The 12,655-nt window shown below is 37.8% G+C and carries 14 protein-coding genes and 1 other annotated feature; of the genes, 3 read left to right on the top strand and 11 right to left on the bottom strand.

What is annotated here, in order from left to right:
• The 8 genes from pheT to QQS39_RS07720 all read right to left on the bottom strand — a co-directional run bounded on the left by pheT (position 1) and on the right by QQS39_RS07720 (position 7,797).
• Positions 1 to 2,388 carry a phenylalanine--tRNA ligase subunit beta gene (gene pheT, locus QQS39_RS07750; protein ID WP_285805681.1) on the bottom strand — a complete coding sequence of 796 codons (2,388 nt, stop codon included), beginning with the start codon at positions 2,386 to 2,388 and terminating at the stop codon, positions 1 to 3.
• A gap of 14 nt (positions 2,389 to 2,402) precedes the next feature.
• On the bottom strand, positions 2,403 to 3,386 hold the full coding sequence (gene pheS / locus QQS39_RS07745) for a phenylalanine--tRNA ligase subunit alpha (RefSeq protein ID WP_023582383.1): 984 nt from the start codon (positions 3,384 to 3,386) through the stop codon (positions 2,403 to 2,405).
• Between the two features lie 100 nt (positions 3,387 to 3,486).
• Positions 3,487 to 3,610: a sequence feature (Phe leader region), on the bottom strand.
• Complete coding sequence (gene pheM / locus QQS39_RS18715; protein ID WP_120655563.1) at positions 3,562 to 3,609, bottom strand: pheST operon leader peptide PheM; 48 nt, start codon at positions 3,607 to 3,609, stop codon at positions 3,562 to 3,564. (Overlaps the previous feature by 48 nt.)
• A 106-nt stretch (positions 3,611 to 3,716) precedes the next feature.
• Entirely contained in the window at positions 3,717 to 4,073 is a 357-nt protein-coding gene (gene rplT / locus QQS39_RS07740) for a 50S ribosomal protein L20 (protein WP_151434941.1), read from the bottom strand.
• Positions 4,074 to 4,115: 42 nt separating this feature from the next.
• Entirely contained in the window at positions 4,116 to 4,313 is a 198-nt protein-coding gene (gene rpmI, locus QQS39_RS07735) for a 50S ribosomal protein L35 (RefSeq protein ID WP_004263702.1), read from the bottom strand.
• 94 nt (positions 4,314 to 4,407) lie between these two features.
• Positions 4,408 to 4,947 carry a translation initiation factor IF-3 gene (gene infC, locus QQS39_RS07730; RefSeq protein ID WP_285805884.1) on the bottom strand — a complete coding sequence of 180 codons (540 nt, stop codon included), beginning with the start codon at positions 4,945 to 4,947 and terminating at the stop codon, positions 4,408 to 4,410.
• A 3-nt stretch (positions 4,948 to 4,950) separates the two neighbouring features.
• Complete coding sequence (gene thrS, locus QQS39_RS07725; RefSeq protein WP_285805680.1) at positions 4,951 to 6,879, bottom strand: threonine--tRNA ligase; 1,929 nt, start codon at positions 6,877 to 6,879, stop codon at positions 4,951 to 4,953.
• Positions 6,880 to 7,344: 465 nt separating this feature from the next.
• On the bottom strand, positions 7,345 to 7,797 hold the full coding sequence (locus tag QQS39_RS07720; RefSeq protein ID WP_196736641.1) for a hypothetical protein: 453 nt from the start codon (positions 7,795 to 7,797) through the stop codon (positions 7,345 to 7,347).
• A 403-nt stretch (positions 7,798 to 8,200) separates the two neighbouring features.
• On the opposite strand from QQS39_RS07720, the gene QQS39_RS07715 reads away from it, so the two are divergent.
• Positions 8,201 to 8,641 (top strand): PACE efflux transporter, encoded by a 441-nt coding sequence (locus tag QQS39_RS07715; protein WP_151434937.1) that lies wholly within the window; start codon positions 8,201 to 8,203, stop codon positions 8,639 to 8,641.
• Between the two features lie 4 nt (positions 8,642 to 8,645).
• On the opposite strand, the gene QQS39_RS07710 is transcribed toward QQS39_RS07715, so the two are convergent.
• Complete coding sequence (locus tag QQS39_RS07710) at positions 8,646 to 9,335, bottom strand: AraC family transcriptional regulator (protein WP_285805679.1); 690 nt, start codon at positions 9,333 to 9,335, stop codon at positions 8,646 to 8,648.
• 96 nt (positions 9,336 to 9,431) lie between these two features.
• Positions 9,432 to 9,770 carry a tRNA-binding protein gene (locus QQS39_RS07705; RefSeq protein WP_151434935.1) on the bottom strand — a complete coding sequence of 113 codons (339 nt, stop codon included), beginning with the start codon at positions 9,768 to 9,770 and terminating at the stop codon, positions 9,432 to 9,434.
• A 264-nt stretch (positions 9,771 to 10,034) separates the two neighbouring features.
• Here QQS39_RS07705 and QQS39_RS07700 point away from each other — a divergent pair, with 264 nt between their 5' ends.
• Positions 10,035 to 10,628: a GNAT family N-acetyltransferase gene (locus QQS39_RS07700; protein ID WP_151434934.1), complete on the top strand. Its 594-nt coding sequence runs from the start codon at positions 10,035 to 10,037 to the stop codon at positions 10,626 to 10,628.
• A 99-nt stretch (positions 10,629 to 10,727) separates the two neighbouring features.
• Positions 10,728 to 11,441, top strand: a complete 714-nt coding sequence (locus QQS39_RS07695; protein ID WP_151434933.1) for a MarC family NAAT transporter — start codon at positions 10,728 to 10,730, stop codon at positions 11,439 to 11,441.
• Here the strand turns inward: QQS39_RS07695 and QQS39_RS07690 are convergent.
• A complete protein-coding gene (locus tag QQS39_RS07690; protein ID WP_151434932.1) occupies positions 11,438 to 12,109 on the bottom strand; it encodes a transglycosylase SLT domain-containing protein in 672 nt (223 codons plus the stop codon). The two genes, QQS39_RS07695 and QQS39_RS07690, sit on opposite strands and share 4 nt — an antisense overlap.
• Positions 12,110 to 12,655 lie beyond the last annotated feature (546 nt).

Here is a 12,655-nt window from a genome sequence, read left to right as displayed (position 1 = left end):
CTAGTCCCTCAAGGATGCTTGGAATCGCTGTTTCAATGCTGCTACACAGTTACTCACTGTTGCAGCAATCTCATCTTCTTCCAGTGTATGCTCGATATCCTGCAAGATTATGCTAATAGCGAGGCTTTTATAGCCCTCTGCTACTCCCTTACCACAATACACGTCAAATAAGTTTATGCCAACTATTTGATTTCCGCCAACTTTCTTACATTCGGCTAAAATATCCTCTGCAGCAACATCATTCGGAACAACTACAGCGATATCTCTACGATTCGAAGGGTAACGAGAAATTGCTTTTGCTTGTGGTAAACTGCGATTTGCAATTGCATTCCAACGTATTTCGAATACTACCGTACGACCGTTTAAGTCAAGTTTACGTTCAAGCTCTGGATGAACAACGCCAATACAGCCAATATATTCATTTCTCAGATAAATCCCAGCACTTTGTCCCGGATGAAGTGCTGAATGATTAGCTGGTTTAAATGTAATTTCATCTAGCTGACCTGTCAATTCCAGAATTGATTCAATATTACCTTTCAAATCAAAGAAATCAACAGTTTGCTTATCTAAACTCCAATGTTCTTCATAACGGTTGCCCGCGATCACACCAGCTAACATAAGTTCCTGACGTATTCCATATTCTGCTTGATTATCAGGAACAAAACGCAGACCTGCTTCAAATAACCTAACTCTAGATTGTTGACGGTTCTGATTATATACAGTCGTAGTCAATAATCCGGTTAATAAAGATAGTCTCATTGCTGACATATCTGCTGAAATCGGATTAGGCAGAATTAATGCTTCTTCATTTGGATGTAATAAAGATTGAACCTTAGGATCAACAAAGCTATAAGTAATTGCTTCTTGGAAGCCGTTGTCTACTAGCATTGTTTTAACGCGTTTTAATGACAAGTTCGCTTCACGATGATTAGTCATCACTAAATCAGCGCGTAATGGTACATCTGGAATATTGTTGTAACCATAAATGCGAGCAACTTCTTCAATCAGATCTTCTTCGATTTGAACATCGAAACGCCATGAAGGAACTGTTGCTAACCAACCATCATTCTCAACAGAAACGTTGAATCCTAAGCGAGTTAACGAATCCAGAACTTGTGCATCATCAATCACATGACCTAGTAAACGGTCTAATTTTTTACGTGTTAATTTAACTGGTGCGATATTTGGTAAATGTGCTTTATTGGTTACATCAATCACTTCACCAACTTCACCACCACAAATTTCTAACAGTAACTTAGTTGCACGCTCAATCGCATTGTATTGCAGCGCAGAATCAACGCCACGCTCAAAACGATGAGAAGCATCAGTATGTAAGCCATAGCGACGCGCACGACCTGTGATAGATAATGGAGAGAAGAATGCACTCTCTAAGAAGACATTTTTCGTTTCTTCATTAACACCTGATGATTCACCACCAAAAATACCAGCCATACCTAATGCTTGTTTTTCGTCAGCAATAACTAATACATCTTCTTTTAATGTAATTTCATTGCCATCAAGTAAAGTCAGTTTTTCACCCTCTTTACCCATACGAACAACAATAGCACCGTCAACGCGGTCAAGATCGAACGCATGTAGCGGTTGACCCATTTCAAGTAGGATTAAGTTGGTAATATCAACAATTGGGTCAATAGAACGAATACCACCACGACGTAACTTTTCTTGCATCCATAAAGGTGTTTTGGCTTTCACATTTATATTAGTGAAAACACGACCTAAATAACGTGGGCACGCTTCTGGCGCTTCAATACGCACAGGGAATGTTGCTGAAGAAGTTGCCGCAACAGGCGACATATCAGGTACTTGGCATTCCATTTTGTTGATAACAGCGATATCACGCGCAACACCTAAAATACCTAAGCAATCAGCACGATTTGGTGTAATGCTAATTTCAATCGCATTATCGTTTAATTTTAAGTATTCACGAATATCCATGCCAATTGGTGCATCAGCAGGTAATTCAATAATACCTTCATGATTTTCTGAAATAGCTAATTCAGAAAATGAGCACAGCATACCTTCAGAGGGTTCACCACGTAGTTTTGCTGCTTTAATTTTGAAATCGCCTGGTAATACAGCCCCGACGGTTGCAACCGCAACTTTTAGTCCTTGGCGGCAGTTAGGTGCGCCACAAACGATATCAAGTAATCTGTCACCGCCTACGTTAACTTTCGTTACACGCAATTTATCGGCATTAGGATGTTGTCCACATTCAACAACTTCACCTACAAACACACCGTGAAAATCACCAGCAACAGCTTCAACGCCATCAACTTCAAGGCCAGCCATTGTCAGTTGTTCAGAAAGCGCTTCGCTACTAATCGCTGGGTTTACCCACTCACGTAACCAAAGTTCACTGAATTTCATGAGATAATCCCACCTTATTTAAACTGTTTGAGGAAACGAAGATCGTTTTCGAAGAATGAACGCAAGTCGGTGACACCGTAACGTAACATAGTCAGACGTTCCATACCCATACCGAACGCAAAACCTGAATAAACTTCAGGATCGATACCTACATTACGTAATACATTTGGGTGAACCATACCGCAACCCAACACTTCTAACCATTTACCATTCTTACCCATTACATCGACCTCTGCTGAAGGCTCTGTGAATGGGAAATAAGAAGGACGGAAACGAATTTCCATATCTTCTTCAAAGAAGTTTTTTAAGAAATCATGAAGTGTTCCTTTTAAATTGGTAAAGCTAATGTCTTTATCAACAATTAAGCCTTCAATTTGGTGGAACATTGGTGTGTGAGTCTGATCGTAGTCGTTACGATATACGCGGCCTGGTGCAATGATGCGAATAGGTGGCTGTTTATCTTGCATGGTACGAATTTGTACACCTGATGTTTGTGTACGCAGTAAACGCTTCGCATCAAACCAGAAAGTATCGTGGTCGGCTCTTGCTGGGTGATGAGCAGGAATATTCAACGCATCAAAGTTATGATAATCATCTTCGATTTCAGGGCCAGATTCCACAGAAAACCCTAATTCGCCAAAGAAAGTTTCAATACGTTCAATTGTACGAGTTACTGGGTGTAGACCACCGTTTTCAATACGGCGACCAGGCAAAGACACATCGATTTTCTCAGCAGATAAACGTTCGTTTAATAATGCTGATTCAAGATAATCTTTACGAGTATTCAGCGCTTGCTGAACCTCTTGTTTAGCCTGATTAATGACAGCCCCTGCAGCTGGACGATCTTCCGCGGGTAAGTCGCGCAGCGTGGACATCTGAAGCGTTAAATGACCTTTTTTCCCCAAGTATTCAACACGAACCGAATCCAGCGCAGCAACATCCTGTGCCTCTTCGATAGCTGCTTTAGCTTGAGCAACGAGTTCAGCGAGATGTGGCATCGTTTCCTCTTCCTTTGACCTGATGAGGTCTATTAGTTGTTATCAATGATGACGAATAAAATTGCCCTTTTTGGTTTCTAACCCAGTATTGGGATCTGAAAACAAAAAAGCCTCCATATTGGAGGCTCAGGCGCTACTTTTCGTTTCTTTTCTTACGCGCAAAAGCCCCCTTGAATTAGGCGCTAAAGTAAAAAAAGAAACGGAAAAAAGCGATATTTAACATTGATAATGTCTCTTAAAATATTAACTTATTGAATTTATATCATTAAGCCACAAATTTAGACAAAATAAAAGAGGGAGAAAACTCCCTCTTCCATTGCTTAATAATAATTAAGCCAGAGCACCTTTCGCTTTTTCAACTAAAGCAGCAAATGCTACTTTGTCGAATACAGCGATGTCAGCCAGAATCTTACGGTCGATTTCAATGGATGCTTTTTTCAGACCATTGATGAAACGGCTATAAGACATGCCGTTCTGACGAGCTGCTGCGTTGATACGAGCAATCCACAGTTGACGGAAAACACGTTTTTTCTGACGACGGTCACGGTACGCATATTGACCAGCTTTGATAACAGCCTGGAAAGCTACACGATATACGCGTGAACGTGCACCGTAATAACCTTTAGCTTGCTTTAAAATTTTCTTGTGACGAGCACGGGCGATAACACCACGTTTAGCACGAGCCATATTAAACTCCTAAATGTCTATATTCTGTTAAAAAAGTGATACTTATGCGTATGGTAAGCAAGCTACGACCAGACCTAAATCTCCTTTAGAGACCATGCCTTTTGGACGTAAATGACGTTTACGCTTAGTTGATTTTTTAGTCAGAATGTGACGGAGGTTAGCATGCTTGCGCTTGAAGCCACCACCAGCAGTTTTTTTAAAGCGCTTAGCTGCGCCGCGTACTGTTTTAATCTTTGGCATTTCTATAATCCACTTCGCATTGTTAATAACATAAAATAATAAGGCGAATAGCAATCAGCCTCTAAAGGCTGACGCTATTACTTGAATTGCCCGACTATTTCTTCTTCGGCGCTAACACCATGATCATCTGACGCCCTTCAATCTTATTAGGGAAAGATTCAACAGCTGCCAGTTCTTCCAAATCTTCACGGATGCGGTTAAGCATTTCCATACCGATTTGTTGGTGTGCCATTTCACGACCACGGAAACGCAGTGTGACTTTAGCTTTATCGCCATCTTCAAGAAAACGAATCAGGTTGCGTAGTTTGACCTGATAGTCGCCTTCATCTGTACCAGGACGGAATTTAACTTCCTTAACCTGAATAACTTTTTGTTTCTTTTTCTGTTCTTTGAGAGTCTTACTTTTCTCATAGAGGAATTTGCCGTAGTCCATAATACGACAAACCGGCGGCTCGGCATTAGGACTAATTTCAACTAAATCAGCACCTGCTTCCTCGGCTTTCTCAAGAGCCTCTTTCAGACTAACAACTCCAATCTGTTCGCCATCTAAACCTGTTAAACGAACTTCATGAGCGCGAATCTCACCATTGATGCGATTCTGACGCGTTGATTGAATTCTTTTTCCGCCTTTAATACCTTATTCCTCCAACTGATGAAGACTTCTGCTTCTAATTTCTTGCAGAAGTTTTTCTTTAAATTCGTTAACGTCGATACTGCCAAGGTCTTTTCCTCGTCGAGTACGAACCGCTACTTTGCCTGATTCAACTTCTTTATCTCCACAGACAAGCATGTACGGAACACGACGTAAAGTATGTTCACGAATTTTAAAGCCAATCTTCTCATTTCTCAAGTCTGCTTTTGCACGAATTCCGGCATCTTGCAATTCTTTGACGAGTTTTTGTACATAATCAGCCTGTCCATCCGTGATATTCATCACGACAACCTGCTGTGGTGCTAACCAAGTTGGGAAGAATCCTGCGTATTCTTCTGTCAGAATACCAATAAAACGCTCTAAGGACCCTAGCACTGCTCGGTGTAACATAACAGGTACTTTACGCTCGTTGTTTTCGGCAACATAAGATGCGCCTAAACGACCTGGTAGTGAGAAGTCTAATTGTACTGTACCACACTGCCATGCACGATCTAAACAATCGTAAAGTGTAAATTCAATTTTAGGGCCATAAAACGCCCCTTCGCCTGGCTGATATTCAAATTCAATATTGTTATCAGTTAAGGCTTTTGCTAAGTCTGCTTCAGCAACATCCCATAATGCATCTTCACCGATACGTTTTTCTGGGCGAGTAGACAGCTTAACAACGATTTTTTCAAATCCGAAAGTAGAATATACATCATAAATCAATTTGATGCAGTCATTTACTTCACTTAAAATTTGATCTTCAGTACAGAAGATATGCGCATCATCTTGTGTAAAGCCACGAACACGCATTAAACCATGCAATGCACCTGATGGTTCATTACGATGGCAACTACCGAATTCGGCCATACGTAATGGCAAATCACGGTAAGAACGTAAACCTTGTTTGAAAATTTGTACGTGACCTGGGCAGTTCATTGGTTTGATACAATATTCACGATTCTCTGAAGATGTTGTGAACATGTTTTCTTTGTAGTTTTCCCAGTGACCTGTTTTTTCCCAAAGAACACGATCCATCATAAATGGACCTTTTACTTCTTGGTAATCATATTCTTTTAATTTACAACGTACAAATGTTTCTAACTCACGGAAAATAGTCCAGCCATCATTATGCCAGAAAGCCATACCCGGCGCTTCTTCTTGCATATGATATAAATCAAGCTGTTTACCAATTTTGCGGTGGTCACGTTTAGCAGCTTCTTCTAAGCGATCTAAGTAAGCTTTTAACTGTTTCTTATCAGCCCAAGCTGTACCATAAATGCGTTGTAGCATTTTATTATCGCTGTTACCGCGCCAATATGCACCTGCGATTTTCTGTAATTTAAAGTTATGACAGAAACGCATGTTTGGAACGTGTGGCCCACGGCACATATCAACATATTCTTGGTGATGATAAAGACCTGGTTGAGAATCTTGGCTAATATTTTCGTCAAGAATAGCAACTTTATAGTCTTCACCACGAGAAACAAATGTTTCACGAGCTTCAGCCCAGCTTACGCGTTTTTTAATAACGTCATAATCTGTTTTCGCCAACTCTAGCATGCGTTTTTCTAGAGTGTCTAAATCTTCCTGTGTTAGAGAATGGTCTAAATCCACATCGTAGTAGAATCCATTTTCAATAACAGGACCAATCGCCATTTTGGTGTGTGGCCATAATTGTTTAATTGCATGTCCCAATAAATGGGCGCAAGAGTGACGAATAATTTCAAGACCTTCATCATCTTTTGCGGTGATAATCGCCAGATTTGCATCATGTTCGATTAATTCACAAGCATCTACCAGTTCACCATTAACACGACCAGCAATACATGCTTTCGCAAGTCCAGGGCCGATATCTGCAGCGACATCCATGACAGAAACTGCATTTTCAAATTGACGTTGGCTTCCGTCAGGAAGAGTAATAATTGGCATTTAAAATCCTTATTTACAGTGGTGACCCATACGCAAGATCACTTGTAAGCTTTTTATTTCATATATATTCAGTACGTTACGACAATTTCTCACTTTACCTCGCGAGGTTTGCACTACAGTTATGTACACATATTTATTTTATAAATATCCATAGCATCACTGAGCCTTATCGCAACTCAGGGGGGATATTATCACAGACAGTAAAGATTTATACATTTATCTGCCTATATTTCCCCAAGAAAACACGAAGAAAATACAAAATCAAAAATAGAAAAAACTCACTCATCACATTGTATTAATTGACTCGATATTTTTTTCTTTATCTATTTTTTATTCTCTATCTTTTTGATGGCATGATTACTTTTTTAAAACACTCAGTTAAAAATATATAAGCTTCTTAGCTATAAAAATAGCCTCTGATATTAATCAAAGGCTATTTATCTTAATCTTTAACTAGATCTTTAACTAACGACCAAGAACTGCATAAGAAAATGTAATATGACGCAGGTAGTTATCATCAGTATTAGCGCTGATCTCACCCGTAGTTAAATTAATGCGATGAGTTGGCTCTTGTTTACAAAAAATAAATAAACGAATGCCGACACCATGTGAATAACCGTTTTCACGACTATATTCACCTTCTCCTGCAGGTCTTGTGATTACATGATGGGTCATTAAAACATTTCCATCTTTATCACAAGGAACTTCCTGAAAATCAGCCGTTACGCCAGAAACAGTTTCGAAACGAGTGTCTTTTAGGGCTTCATCATCCGAACCAATTAAGCGAATTCTTGTATAGACAAGAAATGAACCATCAGAGTTAAAAACTTTACCAGTATCAGTATTACCATAACCCGTAGAAACATTGCTAGGAATGTTATTTAGTCCAATAATTTGAATTCCTTTTACATTACGCATGTAGTATCTCCTTATGTTTAAACTACTGTTTAAATATACAGTTAATTTAAGATAGGGTCGATACTTTTTTTACTAAAATAGAAATTAGCAATTAATCATAACCAATTGAATATATTAATAAAATATACCAAATTAAATATAAATATTTAAAAGGTAGATTATTCGATAAAATGTCTTACACCTTCTTCTTTAAAAGAGTTAAAACAAAAGAAATCTCTATTTAAAGACCCAAGTCATTCTTAATGAAACTCACTAATCTGTTAACGTGCGTCTTATAGACAAACTTTGCCTTTTTTATAGGATTTTATTAGTATCAGTACCAATCAAGCGGAAACCGTGGCTTTTAAAATAACATTCTCTGGGGCGGACCAGGATCTTCATTGTTAATATAAAGGTGTGTAACGTGTTTTATCTAAAACCCCGCTCTCGTAAATTAGTCTATGCTATTACCTTTGAAACTCTTGCGATTTTATTAAGCACTGTTTTACTTGCAATATTAAGCCAAAGCCAATCACATAATTCACTACCCGTTGCAATCGCTGTTTCTATTATTGCCTTGATTTGGAACTATATTTTTAATTCTTTCTTTGAATTAATTGAGTCAAAATTAAAAATAAAAAAGCGTACAGTTATGGTACGACTTATCCATGCAATAAGTTTTGAATTAGGTCTGTTCTTCTTTACCATTCCACTTTATATGTGGTGGTATAATGTGGGTTTTATCAAAGCAATAAGCATGGAAATCACTATATTAGTGTTCTTCTTTGTTTATACCTATTTGTTTACACTCGCCTTCGATAAATTATGCCCTCGTGTTTATTCGACAGAAAGTGAAGTGCTGTAATGGCTTAATCTTGTCGATATTCAGTAGGGCTTTTATTAAAGTATTGGCGAAATGCCTGACTAAATGCAGAATGCGAGTCATACCCTACGGCTAAAGCGATATTTTCAATATTTACTGATGTGTATTTTAATAATTCAGCAGCTTTGCTAAGCCGCTGTTGAGTGACATATTGCATCACAGATACACCCACCTCGGCTTTCATTTTTCGCTGTAATGTACTTGCTGATGAATTAAAAGCAAAAGCAATATCATGTGTGGTCAATGGTGTATGTAATTTATTCGCTAACCAAGCATCCAAACTATCACGCCAACCTTTTTGTATTTTCATTTGAGCGAGTAATAAACGTGTGATCGTTGAATATTGATCTGGAGGTTGAGGATATTGATGTAGCCACTCTAATAAACTAATAGCTGCTGGTGATAACGTAAATTGCCCGCCTTTCTCACTTAATTGCCATTGAGAGGTTACAGGGAGTTCCAGAATAAGATTTTTATTATCTATATTACCGGAAAAGGCATGATGAATAGTTGGAGGGATAATCAAACAGTTTTGACTGGAAATCAGAAAATCTTCTCGATTGAAATTAACTTCCATCGAACCTGAAAGCCCGAAAATAATCTGCCATAAATTATCATGCTGATGAGATACCGTCTCTTGTGTATAACATCGCAAATGCAATTGAGGTAATAACAAAAGACACTCCTTTATATCCATCCTGCTATTGAACAATTACTATATCAAAACTCAGCAGAACATCACTATTTAAGAGTGTCTTATCAAAATACTTATTTATGCTAAACGTGAGCCATTTGGTAAAGGCAAGTTAAACTCAGCCAATACAATTGCTCCCGTTTCATCAGGCGCCCCTGTAATTAAGACTTCAGATTTTATACCTGCAATGCGTTTAACTGGGAAATTACATACACATAAAATGCGACGCCCCACAAGATCTTCAGGTGTATAGTTTACCGTAATTTGAGCACTTGAACGCTTTATGCCTAATTCGCCCAAATCAACTTCCATTACATAAGCAGGTTTATTAGCTTTCTTATTTATTTCTGCGCTAATAATCGTTCCCACTCTCATTTCTACACGTAAAAAATCATCCCATTCAATTAAATCTGTCATCTTTTTACCAATCTATTGTGTTTACGGTTATATCACTATTACTGAATTATAGATTAACACGCATGATACTGGCTCACCTGTGGTGAGACGGTCATTTTCTGTTGAGAAAAAATCACTCGCACTCTTTTTTCTATTTCCATCATTCTGAATTTGGCTTATTTTTTAATAGCCTTTTAAATAACAATATTAATTCATAAATTTGTTATGTATAAAAAGTATTCTTAAAAAACGCATTTTTATTAACAACCCCTGAGAATATTTATTATGAAAAAGATAACAGAGTGGACAACATTAGAAGGAAAACTTGTGCGTTTAGTGCCTCTAAGTATGGAACACTATTCAGAACTTTATCAATTAATCGAAAAAGATAGACCCGATGAGCTTTGGTATACCACCGTTCCTTCAGTAACAGAGTTACAACGCGATATTGAGCATAAACTTCAGTTGCAACAAAAAGGGTTAATGTTGCCTTTTACCATTATTTCTAAAGCTAATAACCGTGTGGTTGGCATAACAACCTTTATGAATATTGATAACCAAACACCAAGATTAGAAATTGGTTCAACGTGGTATACCAAAGAAGTACAAAGAACAGGAATAAACACAGAAGCCAAATATCTCTTACTTAAATATGCCTTAGAAGATTTACAGTGCATTGCTGTTGAATTTCGTACTCATATATTAAATCAAACTAGCCGTAGAGCGATTGAGCGACTTGGGGCAAAACTGGATGGTATTTTACGTAATCATAGATTAACGACAATGGGGCAAAAAAGAGATACTTGTGTTTATAGTATTACTGATTATGACTGGGGATCGGTAAAAGTGCATTTAGAATGGCTTATGAAAAAATACTAATACACATTAAGAATATTACGAGTAAAATAACTATTATCTCGTTTAATTTGTTATCATAATTACTCCTTAATCACCTGTTATTGGGAGCTTTTATATTCCATGCACTCTGTTTACCAGTTTTTTCAAGCTATCGGTCTTGGTCTTATTTTGCTTTTGCCTTTAACTAATCCATTAACGACTGTTGCTCTTTGGCTTGGCCTTTCAGGCAATATGACAAAGGAACAACGTAATCAACAATCCTTAATGGCATGTGTATATATTTTCCTCATTATGACCATCGCGTTCTATGCGGGGCGGATCATAATGACAACGTTTGGTATTTCGATCCCCGGTCTTCGTATTGCAGGTGGAATGATCGTTGCCTTTATTGGCTTTAGTATGCTGTTTCCAAACACACCTAATGTCGATGATCCTGTTTCAGACGATGACAATCCACATCATAATCCCAAAGAGCCTAATATTGCCTTTGTTCCTTTAGCAATGCCAAGTACAGCAGGACCCGGAACCATTGCAATGATAATTAGTACAGCGGCTTCAATCCCCTCGCGTACTGATATTGCACAATGGGTATTGTATATCGCCCCTGTGACAAGCTTCTTTTTAATTAGCGTTATTGTTTGGGTATCACTTCGTGGCTCCACCCGCATTATGAAATATTTAGGTCACAGTGGTATTGACGCTATTTCTCGCGTAATGGGATTTTTATTAATCTGTATGGGTGTTCAGTTTATGATCAATGGCGTTCTTGAAATTATTGCTGATTTGCCTGCTTTATTAAAACAGGCTCAAGCAGCTGCTAATTTGCCAGATTAATTATCACCTGCATGGTAAGCCGCCCTGACTTTTGCTAAATAACGCGGTGCTTGAGAAGCCGGATGATTTTTTTCAACATAACGATAAAAATCATCCGCACTCATTGAGTTAATTTTAGCGATAGCATTATCTCTATCTTTATCAAATGTTCTTAATAAAGCGCCAGCGCCATTCACATAAGCAAGAATAGTAGCGTAATAAAGCGTTTCAGGATCAGCAATACCAACAAGGTGGCGCTCTCTTAATAATTGAATATAAGCTGTACCCAAATCGATATTAATGGCGGGATCTTTTAGTTGAGCCGTTGTTGGCTGCCCTGCCTTGCCTCTATTTTGGTAAACATCTCTTCCCGCGGTTGATGCTTTAATTTGCATTAATCCAACTGCATTTGATTTGCTAATAACTTCAGGTCTAAAGTTTGATTCAACTTGGATAATCGCCTTAATTAATGTTTCATCAACATCGTAACGGCTTGAGGCTTGCTGTATATGGTTATCAAAAGGAGTTGATCTCCATTGTGCCGTTGAGATTGAAGCATTATTAACGCGATTCTCTACTGGTTTTTGGCTTAAAAATCGTGATGTTTCTTTTTGAACAGGTTGACGAGCATGATCAGCACAACCAGCAAGAAGCAAAATTGCCAAAGAAAAGATGATGTTTACTTTCACGTTTTATCCTTTTGCATAAAGGGTTGTACAAAGACTGCTTTATATATCAATAAACTATAGATATATTATTCTATTTTCACGCAAAAATGCATGCTAAAATATGGCAAAGCATGAGAAATAAATCAATCTATTACTACTTCTAGTGTGTGCGTTTTATCTCAAATCTATCCTCTTCCCCACATTGCCTTCCAAATATATTAATCAGAATAGGATCTGCCATCACAGGTTTATATCGTGTTATAACTTAATTTTTGAATAAAATTTGAATAAGTAATGTGCATTAAATGCAATGTAAAAGAGGTGTTGAAAGGCAGCGATAAAACTGTAGAGGCATAATCCACCTTGGGTGAATAAAGGAACGTGGTTTTTTATACGTAATAAAAATAAGCTCTTGCACAAATAGTTACGAACTATTGTTAATTTTTGTGACAAAACTCGACAATCTACTTAACATTTATTGGAATACATGTTGTTATCTTATTTCTAGTCATTATCAAATGAAGCTTTTTACACAGAGATAACTTGACTTTTTTGAAATGATATTGA

Source organism: Proteus appendicitidis (assembly GCF_030271835.1).
GTDB classification, from domain to species: Bacteria; Pseudomonadota; Gammaproteobacteria; order Enterobacterales; family Enterobacteriaceae; genus Proteus; species Proteus appendicitidis.
The sequence above is the reverse complement of the archived record's forward strand: the minus strand, read 5'-3'. Positions and strand labels throughout refer to the sequence as shown.